Genomic DNA, 25,130 nt, shown 5'->3' on the forward strand with positions numbered 1-25,130 from the left:
GCAGGACGACGGTTGTTCCGGCCGTACGGCAGACGTGAAAAAGGCGCCTCGCGGCGCCTTTTTCCAGAGCGGCGGCTTACAGGTTGTAGCCACGCTCGTTGTGCAGGGTGAGGTCCAGACCCACGGTTTCCTCTTCTTCGTTGACTCTCAGACCCATGACCACGTCCAGCACCTTGAGGATCACGAAGGTGACGATGCCGGTGTAGACGATGGTGAAGGCCACACCCTTGAACTGGATGAACAGCTGGGCGCCGATGTCGGTGACGGTGCCGAAGCCCCCCAGGGCCGGGGCGGCGAAGACCCCGGTCAGCAGGGCGCCGACGATGCCGCCGATGCCGTGCACGCCAAAGGCGTCCAGGGAGTCGTCGTAGCCCAGCTTGCGCTTGAGGCTGGTGGCGGTGAAGAAGCACACCACACCGGAAACCAGACCGATGATCAGGGCGCCCATGGGACCGGCGGTACCGGCGGCCGGGGTGATGGCCACCAGACCGGCGACCACGCCGGAGGCGATGCCCAGGGCGCTCGGCTTACCGTGGGTGATCCACTCGGCGAACATCCAGCCCAGGGCGGCAGCGGCGGTGGCGATCTGGGTGGTCAGCATGGCCATGCCGGCGGTGCCGTTGGCAGCGGCGGCGGAACCGGCATTGAAGCCGAACCAGCCGACCCACAGCATGGCGGCACCGACCAGGGTATAGCCCAGGTTGTGCGGCGCCATGGGAGTGGTGGGATAGCCCTTGCGCTTGCCCAGGACCAGGGCCGCGACGAGGCCGGCCACACCGGCGTTGATGTGCACCACGGTGCCACCCGCGAAGTCCAGTACGCCCCAGTCCCACATCAGGCCGCCGTCACCGCTCCAGACCATGTGGGCGATGGGGGCGTAGACGAAGGTGAACCACAGGCCGGTGAAGACCAGCATGGCGGAGAACTTCATGCGCTCGGCGAAGGCGCCGACGATCAACGCCGGGGTGATGATGGCGAAGGTCATCTGGAAGGTGACGAAGACGCTTTCCGGGAACAGTGCGGTAGCCGAGGTGACGGCATCATGTTCCAGGGTGGACAGGAAGGCCTTGCTCAGGCCACCGATGAAGGAATTCAGATTGGTGACGCCCTTCTCCATGCCGGTGGTGTCGAAGGCCAGGCTGTAGCCGTAGACCATCCACAGGATGCTGATGAGACCGGTGATGGCGAAGCACTGCATCATCACCGAGAGGACGTTCTTGGCACGCACCATGCCGCCGTAGAACAGCGCGAGACCAGGGATGGTCATGAACAGCACCAGGGCCGTCGAGATCAGCATCCAGGCCGTATCGCCGCTGTTGATTGCTGGTGCCGCAGCCGCTTCCTGGGCCATGGCCAGGCCCGGCAGCGCTACGAAAGACATGAGGGCTCCTAGCCCTGCGTAGGTGCGCAGAGTCATCGTTGTTTCTCCTGGGGCTCGTGTGGGGTTGGGCGGTCGGTTAACGCGTCAGATGGCGTCTGTGTCGGTTTCGCCGGTACGGATGCGGATGGCTTGCTCGAGATTCACCACGAAGATCTTGCCGTCACCGATCTTGCCGGTGTTGGCGGCCTTGGTGATGGCCTCGATGACGCGATCGAGTTGATCGTCGGCAATGGCGACGTCGATCTTGACCTTGGGCAGGAAGTCGACGACGTATTCGGCGCCGCGATAGAGCTCGGTGTGGCCCTTCTGACGGCCAAAGCCCTTGACCTCGGTAACGGTGATGCCTTGCACACCGATCTCGGACAGCGACTCACGCACGTCGTCGAGCTTGAACGGCTTGATGATGGCGGTGACTAGTTTCATGAAACTTCTCCCGATTGAGTTGACTTGCCCCAGGAAAACAAACCCCGGCCCAAGTCTAGCGCAGTGACCGTCTGTTTAACCGTCGGCGTGGTAATCGCCGTGGTTACGGCAGAAGCGGCCAGAGCGCGCCTCTACCCCAGGCGTCCGCTGACGCCCGTCTCTGCTTCGGCAGTAGCAGAAAGCTTGCCAGGTTTGTGAAGGGGACCGTATTACCGGGGCCGGTGGGCCTGGCGCGCCTCCTGACAGGGCAGACCACCGGTCATGGGGCAGGACTTTGCACCAACAGCGAACAGCTCTGGCACGGAGATGGCACCAAAGCGGTGCAGTCGTGGCTGTCCGGGGCACGGGAGCCGCTGTGCTACACTCGGGCTTTGATTACAGGCAGGGAATAACCATGTCCACGACCCGTTCGCTGTTCGACTCCCTGACTCAGCAGGCCAGCCGGCTGTTCGGTCAGGACTCGCCGCTGCCCAAGGCGGAAATCGAGAGCCAGTTCAAGGCCCTGCTCCAGGGTGCGCTGAGCAAGCTCGATGTGGTCAGCCGTGATGAATTCGATGCGCAGATGGCGGTGCTGGCCCGCACACGTGCGCGCCTGGAGGCCCTCGAAGCGCGTCTGAACGAGCTGGAGAACAGCCAGACCCAGGACGTGAAGCCGCCGGTGACCCCGGCCACGGATGTCGCCGCCGCCGACTGACCTTGAAGGCGCGCCAGGATGGTGCAGCCTGCTGTCTAGCGAAGCACGATCAAGGAGAGATCATGTCGCTTGCCCTCGTTCATACCCGCGCCCAGGTGGGCGTGGAAGCGCCGCCGGTGGTCGTCGAGGCGCACCTGGCCAATGGCCTGCCCGCCCTCACCCTGGTGGGCCTGCCGGAGACCGCTGTGCGCGAAGCCAAGGATCGGGTGCGCAGCGCCATCCTCACAGCCGGTTTCGAATTCCCCAGTCGCCGCATCACCCTCAATCTCGCTCCCGCCGATCTCCCTAAAGACGGCGGGCGCTTCGACCTTGCCCTGGCCATCGGCATCCTCGCCGCCAGCGGGCAGCTGCCGGCGCAAGGCCTCGACGGCTACGAATGCCTGGGGGAGCTGGCCTTGTCGGGCGCGGTGCGGGCGATTCGCGGCGTACTGCCGGCGGCGCTGGCCGCCCGAACGGCGGGCCGTATCCTGGTGGTGCCTCGTGCCAATGCCGAGGAAGCCTGCCTGGCCAGCGGCCTGACGGTGCTGGCGGTCGATCACCTATTGGAGCTCGCCGGCCATTTGAGCGGCCAGGCGCCGCTGGCGCCCTATCAGCCCAGCGGCCTGCTGCGCACCCCGCTGCCCTATCCCGATCTCGCCGAGGTCCAGGGACAGCAGGCGGCCAAGCGTGCCCTGGTGGTGGCTGCAGCCGGTGCCCACAACCTGCTGCTCGCCGGACCGCCAGGAACCGGCAAGACCCTGCTCGCCAGCCGCCTGCCAGGGCTCCTGCCGCCCCTGGACGAGGAAGAGGCGCTGCAGGTGGCCGCCATCCATTCGGTGGCCGGACCCGAGCCGCTGGAACACTGGCCGCAGCGACCCTTTCGTCAGCCGCACCATTCGGCGTCAGGTCCGGCGCTGGTGGGCGGTGGCAGCCGCCCCGGGCCTGGCGAGATCACCCTGGCCCATCGCGGGGTGCTGTTTCTCGACGAGTTGCCGGAATTCGATCGCAAGGTGCTGGAGGTGCTGCGCGAGCCCCTGGAAAGTGGCGAGATCGTCATCGCCCGGGCACGCGAGCGGGTACGCTTTCCGGCGCGCTTCCAACTGGTGGCGGCGATGAATCCCTGTCCTTGCGGCTACCTGGGCGACCCCAGCGGCCGCTGTCGCTGCAGTCCGGAGCAGATCCAGCGCTATAGGGGCAAGCTGTCCGGTCCGCTGCTGGACCGCATCGACCTGCACCTGACCGTGGCCCGCGAGCACCTGCGCCTGGGCGCCTCACCGGCTGCCGAGCTCACCACGGCGGAGGCCGCACGCCAGGTCGCCGAGGCCCGGGCCATCCAACTGGCGCGCCAGGGCCGCCCCAACGCCCTGCTCGGCCTCGATCAGCTGCATCAGGTATGTGTCCTGAGCGAAGCCGATCAGCGCTGGCTGGAAGGCGCCGGCGAACGCCTGAATCTGTCCCTGCGCGCCCTGCACCGGGTGGTCAAGGTGGCCCGCACCTTGGCCGATCTGGCCGGCCAGGCCGAGATCCAGCGGGCGCAGCTGGCCGAAGCGCTGCAGTATCGGGCGAGTCACTAGGCGCCGGCAGGCGGACCATAGTGCCGCGGCGGCTCCTGCAGCCGATCTCGCAGCGCCTGGTTTTCCTGCGCCAGCTCGAAGCACATGGCCCGCCATTGGTGGGCCAGCTCGCGATAGTCGTCGCGCTCCGCCCGTAGCGTGGTCAGCATGCGTTCGACGGCCTGCACCGCCTCGTTGGATACGCCCATGACACCCCTCCTCTTATACTGTATTTGCATACAGTAGTCAGAGTATTGCAGCCAGGCAAGCGCCAAGGTGCGCAGGAATGAAAAAGGGAGGCCTGAGCCTCCCTTTCGGTTCTGCCAGAAAGATCCGGCTAGTTGAAGCGGCCCACCTCGGCGCTCAGGTCTTCCGCCAGGTGCCGCAGCTCGCCAGCGGTACCGGCCAGGACCTCGGCGGCATCGCGCTGGGCGGCGTTGTCCACAGCGATCGCCTGGATGTTGCGGCTCAGCGCCGTGGCGGTGGTGCTCTGCTCGGCAGTGGCCTGGGCGATGCCGGAGAATTGTTCCACCGCCTCGGCGACCTGCTGGTCGATGCTGCGCAACGCCTGGGCCACATCGGCGTTACGCGCCAGGCCCTGCTCCATGAGGCGATTGCCTTCGTCGATGGCGCCCATGGCGCGCTGGGTCTCGCCCTGCACCGCGCCGATCATCTGGGAGATCTCGCGGGTGGCCTCGCTGGTGCGACCGGCCAATTGCCGGACTTCATCGGCGACCACGGCGAAGCCACGGCCTTGCTCACCGGCGCGGGCCGCTTCGATGGCCGCGTTGAGCGCCAGCAGGTTGGTCTGCTCGGCGATCCCGCTGATGACGCCGATGATGCCGCCAATCTGCTGGGAGCGGCCATCCAGGCCCTTGATCAGTTCGGCGGTGCTGGCAAGGGAATCGGCAATCTGCTCCAGGGCACCCGAGGCGCCCTGCATGGCCTGGGTACCGGTGCGGGTCTGCTGGGCGTTTTCCTGCACCAGGCGCTCGGTGCGCTGCATGCCATCGGCGATGTTCTGGGCGGTGGCGCTGAATTCCTCCACGGCGCTGGCCATGCTGTCGATCTGGGTGGACTGCTCGGCGGAGCGTCTGAGAGTCTGGTCGGAGAGCTGGCTCAGTTGCTGGGAGCGCTCGGTGACCGCGCGCGAGGAGCCACGAACCTGCTCGACGGTGGAGGCCAGGGCATCGGCCATCTGGTTGAAGCTCTGGGCGAGTTCGCCGATCTCGTCGTGACTGCGCGCCTCGACGCGCACGCTGAGCTGACCGCGACCCAGGGCCTGGGCCCGCTCCACCAGCTGGCCCAGCGGGCTGAGCTTGCGGCGCAGCAGCACGACCGAAGCGACCACTGCCAGCACCAGGGCGATCAGACTGCCGATGGCCAGGCGCAGGCCAACGGCATGCACTGGGGCGTCCAGTTCGGCTTTGGGCAGGGTGGCGACCACGGTCCAGCCTTCGCCGGCGACTGGCGCACTGACGCTGAGGAAGGCTTGATTGCCGTCCTGCCAGCCATGTACGTGCTGCTTGGGATCGCTCTTGAGGTCGGCGAGCAATTCGTCGGTCTGCTTGGCATTGGCCGGCGGGACCAGCCAGTTGCCCTGTTCGTCGAGCAGGGCCAGGGAGCCGGTCTCGCCGATGCGCAGCTGGGTCAGCTGGGCCAGTTGCTGGGCCTGGGCGTCGGTGTAGTCGAAGCCGACATAGAGCACGGCGATGACCTGGCCCTGGGTGTCGCGTACCGGGCTGTACTGGGTCATGTAGGAGCGACCGAACAGCTGGGCACGCCCCACGTAGGTCTGGCCCTGCAGCAGACCGGCATAGCCGGGATGCTTGCGGTCCAGGCGAGTGCCGATGGCGCGGCTGCCGTCCTGCTTCTTCAGCGAGGTGGTGATGCGGGTGAAGTCGTCGCCATCGCGCACGAAGATGGTGGCGGTACCGCCGGTGAGGCGGGTGAAATCATCGACCTGGGTGAAGTCATTGTTGAGCGCCTCGCCCTTGTAGAGCAGTACCGGGGTATCGGTGCCGGCGACGACGGTACGCTCGCTGCTGCGGGAAAGGCCGCCATCGAAGCGGCGCTCGAACAGATTGGCAAGGCGCTGGGTGCTGACCTTGAGCGTACCGAGGAAGGTCTGCTGCTGATCGGAGAGCAGCCGGGCCTCGCTGCCCAGGTGCTTGCGCTGGGTGCCTTCGATGGACACGCTCAAGGCATGCAGGGCGAACAGGCAGCTGCCGGCGATCACGACAATCAGTACCAGACTGAGGGCCAAGGCAAGTTGTCGGGCGATACTACGACGCGGGGAAATGACCATAGGGGGCTCCAAAGCGCCTACATCCCTGTAGGGCAGTACGAATTTGAGGGCAAGGGCTAGATCAGGGGACCGACCGCTCTAGGGCGGTCTTCTTAGCGGTTAACGGTTATTTTATCGGCAGAGGTACGATGAACTAAAGCGAATGGCAGCAGTCTGGCGCCTTATTTATGGCGTATGACCTCGGGAAGGCTCTGGGACACCACTTCCCGCTGCAGGAAGTCAGCCAGCTGGCGAAGGCGCGCCTGCCCCCGGCGATTGCGTGGCCAGACCAGGTAATAGGCATCGCCGCTGGCCACCGCCTCGGGCCAGGGCAAGGCGATGAGTCCGGCCGCCACGTCTTCGGCCAGCATCACCAGATCGCCGATGGAAACCCCGTAGCCACGCGCGGCGGCGGCCATGCCCAGCTCCAGGGTGTCGAACACCTGGCCGCCACTCAGGGGCACCGCCTGGGTCAGGCCCATGGCCTGCAGCCAGCGGCGCCAGTCGCGGCGGTCGAAGGTGGGATGCAGCAGTTCTTCCCCCTGCAGCCGCGCCAGGTCCCAGACGCCCTCGCGCGCGGCGGCCGGCGAGCAGACCGGCACCAGCCACTCCTCGAACAGCGGCACCACCTCCCAGTCCGCCGGGAAGCGGCCATCGCCGAGCAACACGGCGCAATCGAAGGGCTCATGGACGAAGTCGACCCGGTCACTGGCCATCCAGACGCTGGTGAGCTGGACGTCCAATTGCGGGCTGAGCTGGCGAAAGCGCGCCAGACGTGCCAGTAACCAGCGCAGCGACAGGGTGGTGGGCGCCTTGAGCCTCAGGGTGCCCTCCGCCACGACGAGATTGCCGCAGGCCCGCGCCAGCGCCTCGAAGCCTTCGCTCAGGCCGGGCAAGAGCAGCTTGCCGGGCTCGGTCAGCGCCAGCTGACGCCCGGCGCGTTCGAACAGGCGGCAGCCAAAGGTCTCTTCCAGGGTCCGTACATGGCGACTGACCGCGCTCTGGGTCAGCGACAATTCCTGGGCCGCGCGAGTGAAGGAGCCATGGCGGGCGGCGGCCTCGAAGGCGCGCAAGGCGTACAGCGGCGGCAGCCGCGTGGAGACTTCAGGCATGACTCAGACTCATGGATGACATGGCTATTTTCCGATTGTGGGCGGCGCGACCGCATCCAACAATGAGTTCTTGTCAAAGTCGCCTCCCGTTCAGCGAGATCGCCCCATGTCCCTGCCGCGTCACGAATTGCTCGCGCTGTTGCGTCTCGCCCTGCCCCTGATCGGCGCCCAGCTGGCCTATGTGGCCATGGTCTTCACCGACACCCTGATGATGGGGCGCCTGGGGCCTGCCGCCCTGGCCGGTGGCGGCCTGGGCGCTGCGGTCTATTCCTTCGTCTCGGTGATCTGCGTGGGGGTGATCACCGCGGTGGCCAACCTGGCGGCGTTGCGCCGGGGTGCGGGGGATAGCGAAGGGGTAGCGGCGGTGACCGCGGCGGGAATCTGGATCGCCGGGGTGCTGGCGCTGCTGGCCGGCACCCTGCTGTGGCACATCGAGCCGCTGCTGGCCCTGGCCGGCCAGCCGGAAGAAAGTCGTCAGGCGGCTGGGGTGTTCCTGCGCTGCCTGGCCTTCGCCCTGCCCGGCCACCTGCTGTTCATGACCCTGCGCGGCTTCACCAGCGCCCTGGAACGACCCGGGCCGGTGCTGACCATCGTCCTGGGTGCGGCGGTGCTCAACGCCCTGTTCAACCTCGCCCTGCTGCACGGCTGGGGCGGCCTGCCGCAGCCCGGGCTCGCGGGCATCGGCGCGGTGACCGCCGTGGTGATGAATGGCGCAGCCCTTGGGCTGGCGCTGTATATCGCCCGGCACCCGGCCTATGCCGCCTATCCCCTGCGTCGTTATCTGCGCCGCCCGGATCGCCGCGCCCTCGCCGACACCCTCGGCCAGGGCCTGGCGATCAGCGGCACCTATGCGGTGGAGGCCTGCCTGTTCCTCGCCGCGGCCCTGTGCATGGGCGTCCTGGGTGCCACGGCGCTGGCGGCCAATCAGATCGCCAACCAGCTGGTGTACCTGGTGTTCATGCTGCCGGCGGGGCTGTCCTATGCCACCAGCATTCGCATCGGCCAGCATCAGGGCGCGGGCCGGCCACGGGAGGCGCTGCTGGTGGGGCGGCTGGCCATCGGCGGCGGCGCCCTGGTGATGCTGGGCATCGCCCTGCTGTTCTGGAGCTTTCCCGCATGGTTGGTGGGACTGTTCCTGCCAGATGCCCACAGTCCGGTCAGCGAGCTAGCGCGGCAGCTGGTGCTGATCGCTGCGCTGTTCGTCATCTTCGACGGCACCCAGAGCATCGCCCAGGGCGCCCTGCGCGGCATCCGCCAGGCGCGTCTGGGCTTCTATGGCGGGCTGCTCTGCTATTGCCTGATCGGCGCCAGCAGCGCCTGGCTCCTGGGAGTGCACGCAGGCTTCGGTCCGCACGGGGTGTGGTGGGGGCTGGCGCTGGGACTGGCCTGCGCGGCCGTGCTGCTGACCGCCGCCTTCGAGTGGCTGATGCGGCGGCAGCTGGGCGCAGGCCCTGTGCAGGCCCCGCCGGAGCCGCTGGCCGCCACGCGCGGCATGGCGCAAAACGGGTGAGCGCCGCGGCGGCCCAGGAATTTTACCAAGTGGTCCACTTTCGACCGCTGCGCTAGACTAAAGGCTTTGGGCCACCCCGGAGTTGCGACCGGCGTCTGCGGCCCCAGGATAGCCAGAGATGCAACGTTTCATCGTCGCCGACGACCATCCGCTGTTTCGTGAAGGCCTGGTGCGCATCCTGCGCCAGCTGCAGCCGCAGGCACAGGTGGAGCAGGCCGACAGCCTGCAACAGGTCCTGGAACTGGCGCGCCAGGGCGAGCCGCCCAGCGGCCTGCTGCTGGACCTGCTCTATCCCGGTCAGGACCTGAGTTTTTCGCTGCGCGCGCTGCGCCAGGAATTCAAGCGCAGCACCCTGATCGTGGTCTCTATGCTCGAAGACGCCACGGTGATCGAGCACATCCTGGCGGCGGGCGTGGATGGCTTCATCGGCAAGGCCCTGCCGCCGACGGCCATGGCCGAGGCCATCGCCGACTGTCTCGCCGGGCAACCGGTGGTGCGCTACGCCACGCCGAGTCTGGCCCCGGCCAGCCTGGCACCCGATAACCGGCTGCAGGCGCTGACGCCGCGGCAGTTGGAGGTACTCGGCTTGATCACCCAGGGCCTGAGCAACAAGGAGATCGCGCGGGTCCTGACCATCTCGCCCTTTACCGTGCGCATCCATGTGTCCGCGCTGCTGCGCACCCTGGGCGTCGGCACCCGCGCCGCAGCGGCCGCCTTTGGTGCCAAGACCGGCCTCGGCGCCCAGCGTTCGCTCAGGTAGCCGCGACGCGAAAGGCCAGCAGCAGGGCGCGCAACTCCGCCGGTCGTACCGGCTTGGCCAGCACCGGAATCTCGGCATCGCCCAGCGCCTGCTGGACTTGCGGGATGTCATGGCCGGTCACCACGATGGCCGGAATGCGTCGGCCCTGCAGCCGGTTGAGATAGGCGATGCAGTCGGCACCCGAGGCACTGCGATCCAGATCGAAATCGGTGATCACCAGATCGCAGGCCACGGCACCGGCGGGGATGCTGGTGGCGGTGGCGACCTCGCAGCCCCAGCTGCGCAGCAGGGTCGCGGTGGCCAGCAGCACATTGGCATCGTCTTCGATGAGCAGCACCCGCCAGCCGGCGAGCAGGTGCTGGGGACCGCTCGCCGGTCTTGGCCGCGCCTCCAGCGGCACGGCGGCCAGTGGCAAGCCCTGGAGGCTGACCGCCGTGCCCCGCCCAGGCCGCGAGCGGATGATCAGCTGCAGTTGCAGCAAGGTGGCGATGCGCTGCACGATGGATAGGCCAAGGCCGACCCCCTCGATGTCGCGATCCCGTGTCTCCCGTACCCGATAGAACTCTTCGCACAGGTGCGGCAGGTGCTCGGCGGCGATGCCGGGGCCCTGGTCGTAGACCACCAGGGCGAGCCGGCCCTGACGGCGGCGCACCGCCAGCAGCAGGGGCTGGCCGGGCGCGTACTTGAGGGCGTTGGACAGCAGATTCTGCAGCGAGGTGAGCAGCAACGCCGGATCGCTGTAGACCTGCAGGCCGCAAGGGCGCCAACGGATCTCCACCCCCGCCCAGCGCGCCGCCTCGGCGTTCTGCCGGATCAGGTCGTCGACCAGGGTATCCAGGTCGACCACCGTGCGCCGCGGGCTGACCTGCTTCTGATCGAGGGTGTAGATGTTCAACAGCGAACGGAACAGCTGCTCGACGCCAAGCAGCGAGCGGTCGATGTTGTCCACCAGCTGCCCCTGATCCGCGCTCAGCTGGCTGTCGCGCAGGCAGGCGGTGAACAGGCCGATGGAATGGATCGGCTGGCGCAGGTCATGGCTGGCCTGGGCCAGGAAGCGCGCCTTGGCCAGGTTGGCGGCCTGGGTCTCGCGCAGCGAATCCTGGATGCGGGTCAGCAGGAAATAGACGTAGCCGGGCACCAGCAGGGCGGTCACCAGCATCATCAGGGCCACCGTGGGATAGCGTTGCAGAAAGGGCATCCCGGCGATGATGGCGGCCAGGGCGGTCAGTGACAGTCCGGTGGCCAGCAACAGGTAGCCACGCCCATAGCGCAGGCCATTGCCCACCGTGACCCAGAGCAGCACGCCGAACAGTGGCAGCAGGGCCTCGCCGCTGGTGATGGAGGAAAAGGTGATGGCGCTGAAGTCCAGGCTCATGGCCAGGAGGCGCCGCCAGGGCTTCACCCCCGGCCACTGCCGGACCTCGAAGAACAGTCCGATGGCCACCACGGCGAACAGCGCGTAGCACAGCAGGTTGGCTAGCAGGACGGCGGTACCGAACAGGCCGCAGGCCCAGGCGCCGATGATGTAGGCCGAGGCCGGCAGGATGAAGGCCAGGCGAACCTTGGCCTGGCCGAGTTCGGGATCGCGGACGCCCAGGGCAGGGGTCGCTTCGCTCATGACGCCAGATAACCCAGTTGCCAGGCTCGCGGGATCAGGCGAAAGATCACCGCCAGAATTGCCGCCAGTGCCGCGCAGGCATACCAGGCCGCCAGACCCAGGCCCGCCTCCAGGGCAGCGCCCAGCACCCCGCCCAGCAGCATGCCCAGCCAGGGCACCAGCTGGATGCGCCAGCCGCGACGGCGTTCGCCCAGCAGCCAGTGACCCAGACCGCGCCCGAAGCGCGACAGGGCGCCGGTGACGTAGGTGAGGCCGATGGGCAGGCCATAGACCTGCTCCACCACCGCATTGACCATGCCCATGGCGAACACCCCGGTCAGCAGCGCCAGGCGCCCTGCGGGCAGGCTGGCCGCCAGGGCCAGCAGCAGGGCCAGCAGGCCGAGCAGCAGGCAGGCGCGCTGGCGGGTCAGCCGCTGCAGCAGCACGCCGCCGGCGTTGCCCAGCACGAAGGTGGCGATGGCCAACGCCAGGTGCCCCACGGCAGCCCAACGACCCGCCGCCACATCGGCCGCTAGACGGGTGGTATTACCGCTCATGAAGGAAACGAAATCGCCGGTGGCGAGAAAGCCGATGGCATCGGTCATGCCAGCCAGCAGTGACAGCCCGGCGACCAGCGCCAGGCCGACCGCACCGTGGCGTGGCGTCACGGGCGGAGCGAGGGGCGGAAGAGCAGCAGAGGGATTCATGGCGGCCATCCTGGCGCGGCAGCGAAAACGACCGCCAGTGTGCGGCGTCGGGGATCCTGGCGCCATGGGCGGCCTCCTGGAAGGCGCCCTGGGCTAGACTGATGGATCCGCCTGGCCGGAGGCCTCGTGACCACGCCCCTGTTCGCCCTGGTACTGCTCGCCGCCCTGCTGCACGCCGGCTGGAACGCCCTGCTCAAGATCGGTCTCGATCGCTTTCTCACCGCCAGCCTGATCCAGATCGGCGCCGGCCTCGCCGCCGGGTTGGTGGCGATCAAGCTGGCCTGAGCGAGAGGACCAGGGAGCGGCTAAGCTGAGCCTTCTTTCGACCAGGAGGGATCCATGGGCAAATCGTTGCGGCTTTCGGAAAAGTGGTTCAATCGCGGCCTCTGGCTGCTGGCGCTGGTGTTCGCCGGCTTTCTGATCGGCCTGGGTGGCACCCTGGTCGGCGATCTGCCCCAGGTCGAGCGCCAGCAAGGTCTGGAAGACTTCATGGACCCGGTGGCCACCGCCACGGCCCGTGGGGACCAGCGCCAGGCGCACCAGGCTCGACGCACGGCCCAGGACGCCCTCGACCAGGCCCAGTTGCAGCAGACCGCGGCGGCACGCAGCTACCGGGCCAACCGCGAGACCTTCGACAACTGGCTGGCCACCCGCCAGAGCACCCAGCGCCCCGAGCAGGACGCCGAGCTGATCGCCCGCAGTCGCGCCCTGGACGAGCTCAAGGCCGGTGAGCGCCGAGCCGAGCAGCAGGTCGAACGCCAGGAACAGGCGCTGCTGGATGCCGAGCAGCGCGCCAACGCCGCCGAGCGTACCCTGGCCAGCCTTGGCGAGTCGGCGCAGTCCGCCTGGCTGGAGGCCAGCCAGCAGGCCGAGCTGCGGGTCTTTCTCTATCGTCTGGCCCTGACCCTGCCACTGCTGGCGGTGGCGGCCTGGCTGTTCGTCCGACAGCGCAAGAGCACCTGGTGGCCCTTCGTCTGGGGCTTCATCTTCTTCGCGCTGTTCGCCTTTTTCGTCGAGCTGGTGCCCTATCTGCCCAGCTATGGCGGCTATGTGCGCTATCTGGTGGGCATCCTGCTGACGGTGCTGGGTGGACGCTATGCCATCCGCGCGCTGCAGGACTACCGCGCCCGCCTGGCGCTCAAGGAAGCCCAGCCGGATACGGTGCGCCGCGAGGAATTGCACTACGACACCGCCCTGGCGCGCCTGGCCAAGGGCGTCTGCCCGGGCTGCGAGCGACCGGTGGACCTCAAGGATGCGGGGATCGACTTCTGCCCTCACTGCGGCATCGGCCTGCACGACCACTGCGGCGCCTGCCAGACGCGCAAGAGCGCCTTCGCACACTTCTGCCAGGCGTGTGGGACGGTGGCGCGTGGGCCCGTGACTACCCCTGCTGCGCCAACCACTGCGCCCGGGTGAGCGCCCAGCACTCCGCGGGGAGCCGTCCGCTCACGCTGTCCATCTCCAGGCAGGCGATACGCTGCATGCCTTCGCGCTGCGACAGCCGGCGGGAGCCTTCGTTGGCGATCACCTTGGTCACCCGCAGACTCGGTCGTGCGAGTGTCTGGAACCAGTAGCGATTGAGCTCGACACAGGCCTCGCTCATGAAACCCTGCCGCCAGTATCCGGGATCAAGCCAGAAGCCGCGTTGGTTGTCCGGCTCCTCCTGCAGACTGGCCAAGCCGATCAGCTCGTCCGGTCGCGCCTGCAGCCGTAGCGTCCAGCACCAGTGAGTACCCGCGGCCATGCCGGGCAGGACCAGATCACGGACGAAACTCAGGGCACCGTCCGCGGGGTAGGGCCAGGGCACCCTGGCCGAGAGGTAGCGCACGATCTCCCACTGCGGAAAGATCCGCTGGATCGCCCCGGCATCCTCCAGCTGCAAGGGCCGCAGCAGCAGGCGGGGCGTATACAACGTGGGCAAGGACACGGGCGGACTCCAGAGGGTTACCTGACCGGAGCCTAACCCAAGCCTCAGGGCTTGTTCGAACTGGTATTGACGCCCTGCTCGGTGTGCTCGCCATCGTGGTTGTGCAATTGGCCGGTGGGGTCCTGCAGCTGGATGACCTTGCCCTGCTGCCAGGCGTCGGCGCCGGGGGCGACCGTGGGGGTTGGCAGATCGGCGCGGGCGGCCTTGGTTTCGGTGCTGGAAATGCCCAGGCGGCGGTCACGTTCGGCGAGCAACTTGGGATCGAGCTGGCCGTCGGCGGTGAAGCCCATCATCAGTTGGGGGACGCCCAGGGGCAGCTGCAGATCCTGGTCGGTATGCCAGGTGTGCCAGGTCTTGCCATAGGTGTGCACCAGCTTGTCCATCAGCCGGTGCTCGGCTACCTGGGGCACGCCGGGCGCGACCAGCTGACCCGACTTCACCTCGTGTACATGGCTGTGCCAGAGCGCCTTCTCGGCCTCGGGCAGGGTCTTGAACAGCCGCTCGCTGATGATGTACTCGACCCCCATCAGCTTGGCGTCGGCGACGTTGCCGTCGTAGATCACGCACTGGAACATCTCTTCGCCCAGGACGCTGCAATAGTGGTGGGCTTCCATCTGGCCGTGGGGATGGCCATTGTAGAAATGGAAGCCGTCCAGGTAGGTGTTGAGGGCGGTGATGGGCGGTTTGCGCTGCAAGACATCGGCGCCGGCTTCGAGCACCCGGGTATCGGTCTGGGCAGGGGCACCCGGTACCGGTACCGGCGACTGGGTATCGTTGGCGGCCTGGGCCAGGGGAGCACAGGCGAGTAGTAGCAAGGCGGAAAGTCGACGGGTATTCATGGTGGATTCTCGGCGGAAGCTTGCCGAGTTCGAAGGGCGAGCAGGCGCCAAGGTTCCACCGTTGCGCTAGTCTCGTCATACAGCTGTCATGCAATGGCCATAAATTCGTCATCGTCCGAGCGTGGCGTTTCGGTATAAGCGAAACGGTCGATCGGGCCTTGTGCCTCTGGCTTTCCATTTCTGTCGGGACGACTCAATGAACGCACACAGCTCTCCAGCCGGTCATGCCCTGCGCCGCGTGGTCTTCAACAAGAAGGGTGGCGTCGGCAAATCCAGCATCGCCTGCAACCTGGCGGCCATCAGCGCCCACGAGGGCTATCGCACCCTGCTGGTGGACCTCGATCCCCAGGCCAACTCCAGCCAGTACCTCACCGGCCAGGTAGGCGACGACCTGCCCCACGGCATCGCCGACTTCTTCAAGCAGACCCTGAGCGGCGGCAAGAAGGCCCAGGCCAACATCCATGCCACCGCCTGGCCGAATCTGGATCTGATCGCCGCCTCGGGCGAGCTGACCGAGCTGCAGTTCAAGCTCGAATCCAAGTACAAGATCCAGAAGCTCGCCAAGTACCTCGACAAGCTCGGCGAAGACTATGACCGCATCTACCTGGATACCCCGCCGGCGCTGAACTTCTACAGCATCTCGGCACTGATCGCCGCCGATCGCTGCCTGATCCCCTTCGACTGCGATGTCTTCGCCCAGCAGGCGCTGTACGACCTGATCGAGGAGCTGGACGAGATCCGCGAGGACTACAACGACAGGCTCACCGTCGAAGGCATCGTCATCAACCAGTACCACGCCCAGGCCAGCACCCCACGCCAGCTGATCGAGGAACTCCAGGCGCGCGACCTGCCGGTATTGGCGGCGCCGCTGATGGCCTCGGTGAAGATGCGCGAGTCCCACCAGCAGCATCGTCCGCTGATCCATCTGGAGCCTGGCCACAAGCTGACCAAGCAGTACCTGGAACTCTTCGCCCTGCTGGAGAAGTAGCGCAAGAACGTTCAAGACAGGCCGGGGCGCGGCGCGTCACTCTGGGGTTTCCCCGCTATCCGGAGCCCTGCCGATGACCGCTTCGCGCCGCCGCGCCTTCCTGCAGGGCGCCTGGCAGATCATGCCGCTGTCGCTGGCTTGCGCGCCCTGGGGCATCCTGGTCGGCGCCCTGGCCATCGAGACCGGCCTCAGCGTGCTGGAGGGCCAGGCCTTCTCCCTGCTGGTGTTCGCCGGCGCGGCGCAACTGGTGGCCCTGGGCATGCTCAAGGCCGGCGCGGGCCTGGCCGCCATCCTGCTGACCACGCTGCTGCTGACCTCCCAGCACCTGCTCTATGGCCTGCATATGCGACGGGTGCTGGCGCCCCAACCACTGCCCTGGCGCCTGGGCTTCGGCTTTCTGCTCACCGACGAATTCTTCGCCCTTAACCATGCCGAACAACCGGCGGGCTTCGCCGCTGGCGCGCCCTGGGCATGGGCCTGAGCTTCTACCTGCTGTGGAATCTCTTCACCCTGGCCGGCCTGCTGCTGGGGCGAGTGCTGCCCAACCTGGGCGCCCTGGGCCTGGATTTTTCCATCGCCGCCACCTTCATCGCCCTGGTGGTGCCCCTGGTGCGGGATCTGGCCACGGTCGCCTGCGTGCTCACCGCGTTGCTGGTGTCGGTCTGGCTGCATCACCTGCAGTGGCAGGGCGCCCTGGTGCTGGGCGGGCTGGCGGGCATGAGCGTGGGCTTCTTGGTGCGGCGTCTGCGGGAGCGCCTGCAATGATCCTCGCCACCGTGCTGGGCATGGCCGCCCTGGTCTTCTTCAATCGCTATCTCTTTCTCGAACCGCGCCTACCACTGCGCCTGGGGCGCCACCTGCGCACCTTCCTGGAATTCGCCGTGCCGGGGATGCTCACCGCCATCTGCGGTCCCCTCCTGTTCTCGGGCGAAAAGTCGCTGGTTGCCACCCTAGTCGATCCCTATCTGCTCGCGGGCCTGGCCGCGGTGGGGCTGATGCTGTGGACCCGGCAGGTGTTGACCACGGTGATCCTGAGCATGGGGGTGTTCTATCTGCTGCGCTGGCTGCTGTAGCGCGGTAAGGTGGAATCGGGCACGGTCGATGCCCTGAGAGTCTCATGAACGGACCACAAAAAAACGCCCGCCTCTGGGCGGCGCGCGGACTGGGCGGTGTCGAGTTGCTGCATGCCCGGTACCGCCGCCAACGCTTCGCCCCCCATGTGCACGAAGGCTATGTGTTCACCGTGATCGAACGCGGCGCCCAGCGCTTTCGTCATCGCGGCGCCGAACACCTGGCCGCGACCGGCAGCATGGTGCTGATCAATCCGGACGAGTTGCACACCGGGGCGACGGCGGTGGAGGAAGGCTGGCAGTACCGCGGCTTCTATCCAACGCTGGCGCAGCTGGCGCCGGTCTTCGCCGAGCTGGGACGCCCGCTCGATGCCACCCCGGCCTTCGCCACCAGTGTGCTGCAGGATCCCCAGGTGAGCGCGGCCTTCAGCCAGCTGCATCGACTGGCCGATGGTGACGCCGAGGCCCTGGAACAGCAGACCGCCTGGCGCGAGGCGCTGCTGTTGCTGTTCGGCCGCCACGCCCGTCTGGGCACCCCGGCAGAACCGGGTCGCGAACCCCTGGCGGTGCAGCGCGCCCGCGAACTGCTCGGCCAGCGGTTGCAGCAACCGCCCAGTCTCGAAGAGCTGGCCCAGGCGGTGGGGCTGTCGCCCTTTCATTTCCTGCGGGTGTTCCGCCGGGCCACGGGCCTGCCGCCCCACGCCTGGCTCAAGCAGCAGCGCCTGACCCGCGCCCAGGGCCTGCTGCGGGCCGGTTGGGCGCCGCTGGAAGTGGCCCTGCAGCTGGGTTTCGCCGACCAGAGCCATCTCAATCGGCAGTTCAAGCAGGCCTACGGGGTGGCACCGGGTGCCTATCGCCGCGCCTGGCAAGGCTAGCCAATACCGACGAACGGTCTTGGCCGCTGAAGCGGCATGCCAGAGCCCTGCAAGCGGCAAGAGGGCCGGGATGGCTGGGATCTTGGAGAAACTTTCCGCTGTCGTCCCGGGCCTAGTCAGGATGAGCGCCGGTCCTGCCGACCGCTCTCCCTTGCCCTTTTGCCAGAGGTTACCGGTATGACACTCGAAGAACGCATCCGCCAGCGCGCCTATGAAATCTGGGAACGCGAAGGTCGTCCCCATGGCCAGGATTTCGAGCACTGGTTCCAGGCCAATCGCGAACTGGAAGACCAGCCCAACGACAACCTGACCCAGGTCGGCGGCATCCAGAGCAGCGTCGCCCCGCCGGCACCCAAGCCGCGCAGCCGGTCGCGCAAGAAGACCGCTGAGGACAGCACCAAGGCCTAACGCCAGTCGTCCAGCAACCAGACCTTGGGATGATCGTAATGAGCCTCGCCCCGGTGCAGGGTGATGCCGAGGATCTCGCTGCGAAATCCCTGCGCCAGCAGCCAGCGGTAGGCCCCCAGGCGGGCGGTGTTGACGCCGGCCAGCAGGCGCTGCTGGCCATGGTCCCGGGCCAGGCCGTCGCAGGCGGCGATCAATCGGGCGAAGCGCGCCTCCGCACCCGCTCCCGGCAGGACAGCAGCGCACTTCACATAGCAGACGCCGGTACCCGCCTCACTGTGAGGACCGAAATGGCAGACGGCGAAGCCTTCCATCCGTCCCGCCTCGTCTTCCAGCACCAGACTCTCGCCCAGCCCCTGCTCGCGCACCGTGGCCATCTCGGCGGAGACATCCAGCCCTGGCGCATTGGCCCGGCCCACCTCGGCGCAGGCCGCCAACAGCCGGTCGGGCTCGGCCGACAGGGAAAAGCGCAGTGCAGGCGGCGCCGCCTGTGTTTGCAGTGGACGCGCCATCACCGCGGTCAGGGTGCGCGGCCAGAAGCCAAAGCCCTGGTAGAGCCCCAGGTGGCGCGGACTGTCGGGAAAGGTGAAGAGTCCGGCATGCAGCAGCTGCCAGGCATCGAGTTGCTCGACCGCGGCGCCCATCAGGGCCTTGGCCACCTTGGCGTTCCAATAGTCCGGATGCACGGCCAGCGGCCCGAGGATGCCGTGGCGCCCCCAGCGGGTGACGCAGACCGCGCCAACCAGTCGCTCGCCGTCGAGGGCCTTGAACCAGGCGGTGTGGGGCGCGGCGAAGCGACTGCGCACATAGTCGCGGTCGTTCCAGAATTCGCCTGGCTCGGCAGCGCCCATCCAGGTGGCGAAGGCCAGCCGCACCACCTCGGTGGTGACGGGCAGGTCGGTTTCGGTGAGAGGTTCGATACGGATAGCGGGGGTGGACATGGGCGGCTCCTGGGCTATAGGCCTTGGACACGCCCGGCTGGGGCTTTGCGCCCAGGCGGCAATCGCCGGTTACAGCAGCAGCACCGCGGCCCAGCCGAACAGCAGCATCGGCAGACTGAAGTGCAGGAACGACGGCACCACGGTGTCCCAGATATGGCTGTGCTGGCCGTCGACGTTGAGGCCCGAGGTGGGGCCCAGGGTGGAATCCGAGGCCGGCGAGCCCGAGTCGCCGAGGGCACCGGCGGTGCCGATCAGGCAGACGATGGCCAGCGGCGAAAAGCCCAGGTGCAGGCACAGCGGACCCAGGATGGCGGCGAGGATGGGCACGCTGGAAAAGGACGAGCCGATGCCCAGGGTCACCAGCATGCCCAGCAGCAGGAGCAGCAGCGCGCCCAGGGCGCGGTTGTCACCGATCAGCCCGGCGGCGGTGGCGGCCAGGTCCTTGATCTGGCCGGTGGCGGTGAGCACCTCGGCGAAGCCGCCGGCGGTCAGCATGATGAAGCCGATCACCGCCATCATCTTCGCGCCCTCGCTGAACAGATCGTCCGCCTCGCGCCAGCGCACCACGCCGGTGGCGGTAAAGACCACGAAGCCGACCAGGGCGCCAAGAATCATGGAGTCCAGCCAGAGCTGCACGCCAAAGGCGGCGATCACGGCGACCAGCGCCACCAGCAGGGTGCGGCCGTTGTAGGGGCGGTCGGCCCGCTCGGTGCGCGCCACCAGACTCAGGTCGTATTGGCGCGGTCGGCGATAGCTGACAAAGACCGCCAGCAGCAGGCCGACCACCATGCCCAGGGCCGGCAAGAACATGGCGCGGCTGGGATCGACGCCGCTGACGTCCACCCCGGCGCGGGCCACGCTGGCCAGCAGGATGTCGTGCAGATAGAGACTGCCGAAGCCCACCGGCAGGAACATGTAGGGGGCGATCAGGCCAAAGGTCATGACGCAGGACAGCCGCCGCCGGTCCAGCTCCAGGCGCGTCAGCACATAGAGCAGCGGTGGCACCAGCAGCGGGATGAAGGCGATGTGGATGGGCAGGATGTTCTGCGAGGCGATGGACACCGCCAGCAGCAGGCCGAGCAATGCCCAGCGCAGCGAGCGTCCGCCCTGGGCAGCCTGACGCTCCATCAGCGCCAGGGCGCGATCGGCCAGCATATGGGCCAAACCCGATTGGCTGATGGCCACGGCGAAGGCGCCCAGCAGCGCATAGGAGAGTGCCACCTTGGCGCCATTGCCCAGCCCGGCGTTGAAGGCCAGCAGAGTGCCCTCCAGCCCCAGGCCGCCCACCAGGCCACCGGCCACCGCGCCAGCGATCATCGCCACCACCACGTGCACCCGGGCCAGACTCAAGACCAGCATGAGTCCTACCGCTACCACCACCGCATTCATCGCCAGCTCCGCACCACCAGAAGGGCGCGCACTCTGCCGCAGCCCGGTGCGGGCGTCAAAGGCGCGGGATGGATGGCGCGGCGCCTGGCTTACCCCCGAGCACGGCGGCGGCAGCTGCCTGCAACTACGTCAGCCACCAAGACCGATTAAGTGCTGGGGTAGGCTCATAGGATGAAAGGGGCATCGCGCAATCGCTCTGGACTGAACCTTTCAGCGCACGGTGACGTCTGAGTCGCACGCTTTCACGGTCACAACAAGGACGAGCTGCCCATGCAAAACGCCATTGATATGCTGATTACCGCGTTCAGCCCGCATTCCTGTCTAGCCGTCCCCCGCCGCGCCGACCGCACCCTGCTGTTCACCGTCACCGACACGGTCCGCGCGGTCACGGTCACCAAGGCCATCCCCCTGTGCAACCTGGAATGCCAGACCACCCTGGCCACCGTGATCAAGGATCTGCAGCGCGACCTCGATCGTGCGATCGGCACCCTGAGTCCGGAAAGCCTCGCCGACCTGCGCCAGCGCGGTCCACGGGTGAAGCGGTTCGAGAGCTGAGCGGAGATCGCAGGGGGATCAAGCGCCTGTTGAGCCGCCCTCACCCCAGCCCTCTCCCTGAGGGAGAGGGGGCAACACAGCGCGAGGCAGACAGAGGAGTGATCGCGGGATGCCTCCCCTGTAGGAGCGGCCCATGGCCGCGATCCACGAGGCGTCGGCCCTCACCCCGGTCCTCTCCCAAGGGAAGAGGGGGTCATTCGGAGCAATAGCTAGCCTGCCGTAGGGTGGATGACGACGCAGCCTCATCTCCCGCTGGCCATCCCGCTCAGCGCCGGCTGGTGCGGGTGCTGACGTCGACCCAGACCGCCAGGACCAGGATGCTGCCCTTGACGATCATCTGCCAGTAGCTGTCCACGTCGAGCATGGACATGCCGTTGTCCAGGCTGGCGATCACCAGGGCGCCGAGCAGGGCGCCATAGACGGTGCCCGAGCCGCCACGCATGGAGGTGCCGCCGATGAAACAGGCGGCAATGGCGTCCAGTTCGCCCATGGTGCCGGCCGAGGGCGAGCCGGCGGCCAGGCGAGCGGTGTTGACCAGGCCGGCCAGGGCGCACATCACGCCCATGAGGCCGAAGATGCCGAGCTTGATCGCCCGGACGTTGATGCCCGACAACCGCGTGGCTTCCAGGTTGCTGCCCACCGCATAGATGCGCCGACCGAACACCGTCTGGCTGGTGATGTAGCTGAACACCCCGAGCAGCACCAGCAGGATCAGCACCGGCACCGGGATGCCGTCGTAGCGGTTGAGGGTCTGGATGAAGGCCGCCAGCACCACGCCGATCACCACCACCCGCAGCACGTCGCGCCATAGCGGCGCCAGGCTCAGCCCCAGGGTCTTGCGCTTGCTGCGCTGGCGCCAGGTGAGCACCACGGCCACTGCGAACAGCAGCACGCCCAGGACGCTGCCCACCACCGGCGGCAGATAGCCCTGGCCAAGGTAGACCAGCTCCGGCGATACCGGCGCGACGGTGACGCCGCCGGTGAGCCCCAGCAGCACGCCGCGAAAGGCCAGCATGCCGCCAAGGCCGACGATGAACGACGGTATCCCCCGATAGGCACTGAGGTAGCCGTTGACCAGGCCGATCAGCAGGCCGCCGGCGGCCACCGCCAGCAGGGTGATCGGCAGGGGCACGTGGTAGGTGACGTCGAGCACCGCCGCCACCCCGCCGAGCAGGCCGAGTTGCGAGCCCACAGACAGGTCGATCTCGCCGGCGATGATCACCAGCACCATGCCGCAGGCGAGGATGCCGGTGATGGACATCTGCCGCAGCAGGTTGGAAAGGTTGCGCGGGGTGACGAAGCCGCCTTCGGTCTGCCAGCTGAAGAACAGCCAGATCAGGGCCACGGCGATCAGCAGGGCGAGCATCTTGTAACGGGTGAACAGCTGTTTCACGGCGTGCATCAGAAGTGCTCCCGGGCTTGGGCGACCGCCCGTTCGGTGGTGCCCAGGGCCGCGGCCAGTACCCGCTCCTGGGTCAGATTCTCATTGGGGAAATCGCCGCGCAGTCGGCCTTCGCCGAGCACCAGCACCCGGTCGGAGACGCCGAGCACCTCGGCCAGCTCCGAGGAGACCATGACGATGGCCACGCCCTCCGCCGCGAGCAGGCCGATCAGCCGGTAGATCTCGAACTTGGCGCCGACGTCGACGCCGCGGGTGGGCTCGTCGAGGATCAGCACCTTAGGCCGGGCCAGCAGCATCTTGGCGAGCACCGCCTTCTGCTGATTGCCGCCGGAAAGGCCGGTGATGGGCAGGAAGGGGCTGCTGGTCTTGAGTTGCAGCCGGGCGATCTCGGCGTCGATGCAGGACAGTTCCGCTTCGCTGTCGATGCGGCTCAGGTGGGCGAATCTGTCCAACACCGTGAGGGTGATGTTGGAGCCCACCCCCAGGTCGGGAATGATGCCCTGGCGCTTGCGATCCTCCGGCACCAGGCACAGGCCGGCGCGGATGGATTTCAGTGGGGTACGGGTGTCGATGCGCTGGCCATGGAGCCAGACCTCGCCCTCGTAGCGGCCGTCGTAGGCACCGAAGATGGCCGAGACCAGTTCGGTGCGCCCGGCCCCCACCAGCCCGGCGATGCCGAGGATCTCGCCGGCGCGCACGGCGAAGGAGACGTCGTCGACGCGCTTGCGCTGGGGATTGTCGACGTCCAGGCAGGTGAAGCGACGCGCCTCGAAGATTACCTCGCCGATCTGGTGGGGGATCTGCGGATAGAGGTTGGTCATGGCGCGGCCGACCATCTGGGTGATGATGCGGTCGATGTCCATCTCGGCCATGGGGGTGGTGGCGATGTGCTTGCCGTCGCGGATCACCGTGATGGTGTCGCAGATGGCCGCCACCTCGTCGAGCTTGTGCGAGATGTAGACGCAGGCTACACCTTGCGCCTTGAGGTCGCGGATGATGTCCAGCAGCACGGCGATCTCGGAGGTGGTCAGCGCCGAGGTCGGTTCGTCGAGGATCAGCAGCCGGGCGTTCTTGTTCAGCGCCTTGGCGATCTCCACCAGTTGCTGCAGGCCGCCGCCGTACTGGGACACCGGCAGGGCCACGTTCATGTCCGGCACCTTGAGCCGGCGCATCAGCTCGGCCGAGCGCTGCAGCATGGTCGGGTAGTCCAGCCGCCCGCCGAAGCGGCGCGGTTCGTGGCCCATGAAGATGTTCTCGGCCACGGACAGATCGGGTACCAGGGTCAGTTCCTGGTGGATGATGACGATGCCGGCCGCCTCGGATTCGGCGATGGACTGGGCTTCCAGGGGCCGCCCGTCCCAGCGGATCTCGCCTTCCCAGGTACCGTGGGGATAGACCGCCGAGAGCACCTTCATCAGGGTGGACTTGCCAGCGCCGTTCTCGCCGCACAGCCCTACGCATTCGCCCGGACGCACCTTGAGATCAATGCCGTCCAGCGCCCGCACCCCGCCAAAGCTCTTGGCGATGCCGTGCATTTCCAGCAGATAGTCGGCCATGGCCGCTCCTTGCCCAGGGGCCGCCCGACGCCAGGCGTCAGACGGCCAGCCGGTGGCCAGTGGTTATTTGCCGTCGATCTGGGCCTGGGTGTAGAAGCCGTCCTTGACCAGCAGGTCGACGTTGGCCTTGGTCAGCTCGGTGGGGGTGAGCAGCAGGGTGTCGACCTTCTTGGTGCCGTTGTCGTAGCTGGAGTTGAAGGCCGGCTTCTCGTTGCGCACCAGTTGCACCGACAGCTTGGCCGCCTCGGAGGCGATCAGCTTGAGCGGCTTGTAGACGGTCATGGTCTGGGTCCCGGCGATCACCCGCTTGATGGCGGCGAGGTCGGCGTCCTGACCAGACACGGCGACCTTGCCGGCCAGCTTTTGCGCCGCCAGGGCCTGGATGGCGCCGCCGGCGGTGGCGTCGTTGGAGGCGACGATGCCGTCGATCTTGTTGTCGTTGGCGGTCAGGGCGTTCTCGACGATGGCCAGGGCCTCGGTCGGATTCCACTCCTTGACCCACTGCTGGCCGACGACCTTGACGTCGCCCTTGTCGATGGCCGGCTGCAGGACCTTCATCTGGCCCTGGCGGAGGATCTTGGCGTTGTTGTCGGTGGGCGCACCGCCGAGCAGGAAGAAGTTGCCCTTGGGCTGGGCCTTGAGCACGCCACCGGCCTGCATCTCGCCGACCTTCTCGTTATCGAAGGAGATGTAGGCGTCGATGTCGGCGTTGAGGATCAGGCGATCATAGGAGATCACCTTGACCCCGGCTTTCTTGGCCTCGGCCACCACGTTGTTCAGCACCGTGGCGTTGAAGGGCACGATGACGATGGCGTCCACGCCGCGGGAGATCAGGTTCTCGATCTGCGACAGCTGGCGCTGTTCGTTGGCGTCGGCGGATTGCACATAGACCTTGGCGCCGAGTTGCTCGGCGGCGGCGACGAAATAGTCGCGGTCACGGGCCCAGCGCTCCAGGCGCAGGTCGTCGATGGAAAAACCGATCTTGGGATGCTGGGCGTCGGCCTGGGCGAAACCGGTGGTGCAGAGGGCGAGCAGACCGGCGAGCAGGGTCGTCTTGAAGTTCATGGTGGCGTCCTTGGTTATTGTTGTTGTGGAGCGGGCGAACGGATTCGAGTGTAACGATTCAGCGGGCTGGCACAAGCGGGTCAGGCAGGCATTTCTGCCGACCCGCTCGCGCGGT

At 67.4% G+C, this 25,130-nt stretch carries 24 protein-coding genes and 2 pseudogenes; 12 read left to right on the forward strand and 14 right to left on the reverse strand.

Going from position 1 to position 25,130, the window contains the following annotated elements; translation table 11 throughout:
• Window positions 1-76: 76 nt before the first annotated feature.
• Complete coding sequence (locus FEZ61_RS17740; RefSeq protein WP_026083673.1) at window positions 77-1,417, reverse strand: ammonium transporter; 1,341 nt, start codon at window positions 1,415-1,417, stop codon at window positions 77-79.
• A 48-nt stretch (window positions 1,418-1,465) separates the two neighbouring features.
• Window positions 1,466-1,804, reverse strand: a complete 339-nt coding sequence (gene glnK / locus FEZ61_RS17745) for a P-II family nitrogen regulator (protein ID WP_003096476.1) — start codon at window positions 1,802-1,804, stop codon at window positions 1,466-1,468.
• Window positions 1,805-2,198: 394 nt separating this feature from the next.
• On the opposite strand from glnK, the gene FEZ61_RS17750 reads away from it, so the two are divergent.
• Window positions 2,199-2,498 carry an accessory factor UbiK family protein gene (locus tag FEZ61_RS17750; protein WP_017639576.1) on the forward strand — a complete coding sequence of 100 codons (300 nt, stop codon included), beginning with the start codon at window positions 2,199-2,201 and terminating at the stop codon, window positions 2,496-2,498.
• Window positions 2,499-2,560: 62 nt separating this feature from the next.
• Window positions 2,561-4,051 carry a YifB family Mg chelatase-like AAA ATPase gene (locus tag FEZ61_RS17755; RefSeq protein ID WP_017639577.1) on the forward strand — a complete coding sequence of 497 codons (1,491 nt, stop codon included), beginning with the start codon at window positions 2,561-2,563 and terminating at the stop codon, window positions 4,049-4,051.
• Here the strand turns inward: FEZ61_RS17755 and FEZ61_RS17760 are convergent.
• The 3 genes from FEZ61_RS17760 to FEZ61_RS17770 form a co-directional block, all read right to left on the reverse strand.
• Window positions 4,048-4,239, reverse strand: a complete 192-nt coding sequence (locus tag FEZ61_RS17760) for a hypothetical protein (protein WP_027597468.1) — start codon at window positions 4,237-4,239, stop codon at window positions 4,048-4,050. The two genes, FEZ61_RS17755 and FEZ61_RS17760, sit on opposite strands and share 4 nt — an antisense overlap.
• A gap of 128 nt (window positions 4,240-4,367) precedes the next feature.
• Window positions 4,368-6,338 carry a methyl-accepting chemotaxis protein gene (locus tag FEZ61_RS17765; protein WP_173149760.1) on the reverse strand — a complete coding sequence of 657 codons (1,971 nt, stop codon included), beginning with the start codon at window positions 6,336-6,338 and terminating at the stop codon, window positions 4,368-4,370.
• 161 nt (window positions 6,339-6,499) lie between these two features.
• A complete protein-coding gene (locus tag FEZ61_RS17770; RefSeq protein ID WP_173149762.1) occupies window positions 6,500-7,429 on the reverse strand; it encodes a LysR substrate-binding domain-containing protein in 930 nt (309 codons plus the stop codon).
• A gap of 106 nt (window positions 7,430-7,535) precedes the next feature.
• On the opposite strand from FEZ61_RS17770, the gene FEZ61_RS17775 reads away from it, so the two are divergent.
• Window positions 7,536-8,939 carry a NorM family multidrug efflux MATE transporter gene (locus FEZ61_RS17775; protein ID WP_173149764.1) on the forward strand — a complete coding sequence of 468 codons (1,404 nt, stop codon included), beginning with the start codon at window positions 7,536-7,538 and terminating at the stop codon, window positions 8,937-8,939.
• 118 nt (window positions 8,940-9,057) lie between these two features.
• Window positions 9,058-9,699, forward strand: coding sequence for a response regulator transcription factor (locus FEZ61_RS17780; RefSeq protein WP_017639582.1), 642 nt, complete (start codon window positions 9,058-9,060; stop codon window positions 9,697-9,699).
• Here FEZ61_RS17780 and FEZ61_RS17785 read toward each other — a convergent pair.
• Both FEZ61_RS17785 and FEZ61_RS17790 read right to left on the reverse strand, forming a co-directional pair.
• Window positions 9,692-11,317, reverse strand: coding sequence for a hybrid sensor histidine kinase/response regulator (locus tag FEZ61_RS17785; protein ID WP_173149765.1), 1,626 nt, complete (start codon window positions 11,315-11,317; stop codon window positions 9,692-9,694). The genes FEZ61_RS17780 and FEZ61_RS17785 overlap by 8 nt on opposite strands.
• Window positions 11,314-12,003, reverse strand: a complete 690-nt coding sequence (locus FEZ61_RS17790) for a YoaK family protein (protein ID WP_017639584.1) — start codon at window positions 12,001-12,003, stop codon at window positions 11,314-11,316. The genes FEZ61_RS17785 and FEZ61_RS17790 overlap by 4 nt, the downstream gene beginning before the upstream one ends.
• 126 nt (window positions 12,004-12,129) lie before the next feature.
• On the opposite strand from FEZ61_RS17790, the pseudogene FEZ61_RS17795 reads away from it, so the two are divergent.
• Window positions 12,130-12,282 (forward strand): annotated as a pseudogene (locus FEZ61_RS17795) (EamA family transporter); the annotation flags it as partial.
• A 60-nt stretch (window positions 12,283-12,342) separates the two neighbouring features.
• Window positions 12,343-13,419, forward strand: coding sequence for a zinc ribbon domain-containing protein (locus FEZ61_RS17800; protein ID WP_017639586.1), 1,077 nt, complete (start codon window positions 12,343-12,345; stop codon window positions 13,417-13,419).
• On the opposite strand, the gene FEZ61_RS17805 is transcribed toward FEZ61_RS17800, so the two are convergent.
• Window positions 13,385-13,930, reverse strand: a complete 546-nt coding sequence (locus tag FEZ61_RS17805) for a GNAT family N-acetyltransferase (RefSeq protein WP_026083676.1) — start codon at window positions 13,928-13,930, stop codon at window positions 13,385-13,387. The two genes, FEZ61_RS17800 and FEZ61_RS17805, sit on opposite strands and share 35 nt — an antisense overlap.
• A 44-nt stretch (window positions 13,931-13,974) precedes the next feature.
• Window positions 13,975-14,769, reverse strand: coding sequence for an OBAP family protein (locus FEZ61_RS17810; protein ID WP_173149767.1), 795 nt, complete (start codon window positions 14,767-14,769; stop codon window positions 13,975-13,977).
• A gap of 229 nt (window positions 14,770-14,998) precedes the next feature.
• Here FEZ61_RS17810 and FEZ61_RS17815 point away from each other — a divergent pair, with 229 nt between their 5' ends.
• From FEZ61_RS17815 to FEZ61_RS17835, 5 genes and pseudogenes are all read left to right on the forward strand, one after another.
• A complete protein-coding gene (locus FEZ61_RS17815) occupies window positions 14,999-15,757 on the forward strand; it encodes a ParA family protein (protein WP_173150017.1) in 759 nt (252 codons plus the stop codon).
• Between the two features lie 73 nt (window positions 15,758-15,830).
• Window positions 15,831-16,522, forward strand: a pseudogene (locus FEZ61_RS17820) (AzlC family ABC transporter permease).
• Window positions 16,519-16,830, forward strand: coding sequence for an AzlD domain-containing protein (locus tag FEZ61_RS17825; RefSeq protein ID WP_017639591.1), 312 nt, complete (start codon window positions 16,519-16,521; stop codon window positions 16,828-16,830). The pseudogene FEZ61_RS17820 and the gene FEZ61_RS17825 overlap by 4 nt, the downstream one beginning before the upstream one ends.
• Window positions 16,831-16,874: 44 nt before the next feature.
• Entirely contained in the window at window positions 16,875-17,702 is an 828-nt protein-coding gene (locus FEZ61_RS17830) for an AraC family transcriptional regulator (protein ID WP_173149769.1), read from the forward strand.
• A gap of 177 nt (window positions 17,703-17,879) precedes the next feature.
• Window positions 17,880-18,110, forward strand: a complete 231-nt coding sequence (locus FEZ61_RS17835; protein WP_173149771.1) for a DUF2934 domain-containing protein — start codon at window positions 17,880-17,882, stop codon at window positions 18,108-18,110.
• On the opposite strand, the gene FEZ61_RS17840 is transcribed toward FEZ61_RS17835, so the two are convergent.
• Window positions 18,107-19,048 (reverse strand): GNAT family N-acetyltransferase, encoded by a 942-nt coding sequence (locus tag FEZ61_RS17840; RefSeq protein WP_173149773.1) that lies wholly within the window; start codon window positions 19,046-19,048, stop codon window positions 18,107-18,109. The genes FEZ61_RS17835 and FEZ61_RS17840 overlap by 4 nt on opposite strands.
• 69 nt (window positions 19,049-19,117) lie before the next feature.
• Window positions 19,118-20,437 carry a Na+/H+ antiporter NhaC family protein gene (locus FEZ61_RS17845; RefSeq protein WP_017639595.1) on the reverse strand — a complete coding sequence of 440 codons (1,320 nt, stop codon included), beginning with the start codon at window positions 20,435-20,437 and terminating at the stop codon, window positions 19,118-19,120.
• Window positions 20,438-20,707: 270 nt separating this feature from the next.
• On the opposite strand from FEZ61_RS17845, the gene FEZ61_RS17850 reads away from it, so the two are divergent.
• Window positions 20,708-20,992 carry a hypothetical protein gene (locus tag FEZ61_RS17850; RefSeq protein WP_173149775.1) on the forward strand — a complete coding sequence of 95 codons (285 nt, stop codon included), beginning with the start codon at window positions 20,708-20,710 and terminating at the stop codon, window positions 20,990-20,992.
• A gap of 265 nt (window positions 20,993-21,257) precedes the next feature.
• Here the strand turns inward: FEZ61_RS17850 and FEZ61_RS17855 are convergent, their stop codons facing one another.
• The 3 genes from FEZ61_RS17855 to xylF form a co-directional block, all read right to left on the reverse strand.
• Entirely contained in the window at window positions 21,258-22,394 is a 1,137-nt protein-coding gene (locus tag FEZ61_RS17855; RefSeq protein WP_173149777.1) for a sugar ABC transporter permease, read from the reverse strand.
• Complete coding sequence (xylG, locus tag FEZ61_RS17860; protein ID WP_173149779.1) at window positions 22,394-23,950, reverse strand: D-xylose ABC transporter ATP-binding protein; 1,557 nt, start codon at window positions 23,948-23,950, stop codon at window positions 22,394-22,396. Before xylG ends, FEZ61_RS17855 begins: the two co-directional genes overlap by 1 nt.
• A 63-nt stretch (window positions 23,951-24,013) precedes the next feature.
• Window positions 24,014-25,015 carry a D-xylose ABC transporter substrate-binding protein gene (xylF, locus tag FEZ61_RS17865; protein ID WP_064306857.1) on the reverse strand — a complete coding sequence of 334 codons (1,002 nt, stop codon included), beginning with the start codon at window positions 25,013-25,015 and terminating at the stop codon, window positions 24,014-24,016.
• Between the last annotated feature and the right edge of the window lie 115 nt (window positions 25,016-25,130).

The organism is Pseudomonas sp. MS15a(2019) (genome assembly GCF_013277805.1).
Taxonomy (GTDB): Bacteria; Pseudomonadota; Gammaproteobacteria; order Pseudomonadales; family Pseudomonadaceae; genus Chryseomonas; species Chryseomonas benzopyrenica.

Bases quoted from the DNA above. Each gene is read 5' to 3' on its own strand.
- FEZ61_RS17835 (WP_173149771.1), top strand. From the start codon at position 17,880: ATGACACTCGAAGAACGCATCCGCCAGCGCGCCTATGAAATCTGGGAA.
- glnK (WP_003096476.1), bottom strand. From the start codon at position 1,804: ATGAAACTAGTCACCGCCATCATCAAGCCGTTCAAGCTCGACGACGTG.
- FEZ61_RS17855 (WP_173149777.1), bottom strand. From the start codon at position 22,394: ATGCACGCCGTGAAACAGCTGTTCACCCGTTACAAGATGCTCGCCCTG.
- FEZ61_RS17770 (WP_173149762.1), bottom strand. From the start codon at position 7,429: ATGCCTGAAGTCTCCACGCGGCTGCCGCCGCTGTACGCCTTGCGCGCC.
- FEZ61_RS17750 (WP_017639576.1), top strand. From the start codon at position 2,199: ATGTCCACGACCCGTTCGCTGTTCGACTCCCTGACTCAGCAGGCCAGC.
- FEZ61_RS17755 (WP_017639577.1), top strand. From the start codon at position 2,561: ATGTCGCTTGCCCTCGTTCATACCCGCGCCCAGGTGGGCGTGGAAGCG.
- FEZ61_RS17850 (WP_173149775.1), top strand. From the start codon at position 20,708: ATGCAAAACGCCATTGATATGCTGATTACCGCGTTCAGCCCGCATTCC.
- FEZ61_RS17825 (WP_017639591.1), top strand. From the start codon at position 16,519: ATGATCCTCGCCACCGTGCTGGGCATGGCCGCCCTGGTCTTCTTCAAT.
- FEZ61_RS17845 (WP_017639595.1), bottom strand. From the start codon at position 20,437: ATGAATGCGGTGGTGGTAGCGGTAGGACTCATGCTGGTCTTGAGTCTG.
- FEZ61_RS17780 (WP_017639582.1), top strand. From the start codon at position 9,058: ATGCAACGTTTCATCGTCGCCGACGACCATCCGCTGTTTCGTGAAGGC.
- FEZ61_RS17840 (WP_173149773.1), bottom strand. From the start codon at position 19,048: ATGTCCACCCCCGCTATCCGTATCGAACCTCTCACCGAAACCGACCTG.
- FEZ61_RS17785 (WP_173149765.1), bottom strand. From the start codon at position 11,317: ATGAGCGAAGCGACCCCTGCCCTGGGCGTCCGCGATCCCGAACTCGGC.
- FEZ61_RS17775 (WP_173149764.1), top strand. From the start codon at position 7,536: ATGTCCCTGCCGCGTCACGAATTGCTCGCGCTGTTGCGTCTCGCCCTG.
- xylG (WP_173149779.1), bottom strand. From the start codon at position 23,950: ATGGCCGACTATCTGCTGGAAATGCACGGCATCGCCAAGAGCTTTGGC.
- FEZ61_RS17740 (WP_026083673.1), bottom strand. From the start codon at position 1,417: ATGACTCTGCGCACCTACGCAGGGCTAGGAGCCCTCATGTCTTTCGTA.
- FEZ61_RS17790 (WP_017639584.1), bottom strand. From the start codon at position 12,003: ATGAATCCCTCTGCTGCTCTTCCGCCCCTCGCTCCGCCCGTGACGCCA.
- xylF (WP_064306857.1), bottom strand. From the start codon at position 25,015: ATGAACTTCAAGACGACCCTGCTCGCCGGTCTGCTCGCCCTCTGCACC.
- FEZ61_RS17810 (WP_173149767.1), bottom strand. From the start codon at position 14,769: ATGAATACCCGTCGACTTTCCGCCTTGCTACTACTCGCCTGTGCTCCC.
- FEZ61_RS17765 (WP_173149760.1), bottom strand. From the start codon at position 6,338: ATGGTCATTTCCCCGCGTCGTAGTATCGCCCGACAACTTGCCTTGGCC.
- FEZ61_RS17760 (WP_027597468.1), bottom strand. From the start codon at position 4,239: ATGGGCGTATCCAACGAGGCGGTGCAGGCCGTCGAACGCATGCTGACC.
- FEZ61_RS17800 (WP_017639586.1), top strand. From the start codon at position 12,343: ATGGGCAAATCGTTGCGGCTTTCGGAAAAGTGGTTCAATCGCGGCCTC.
- FEZ61_RS17830 (WP_173149769.1), top strand. From the start codon at position 16,875: ATGAACGGACCACAAAAAAACGCCCGCCTCTGGGCGGCGCGCGGACTG.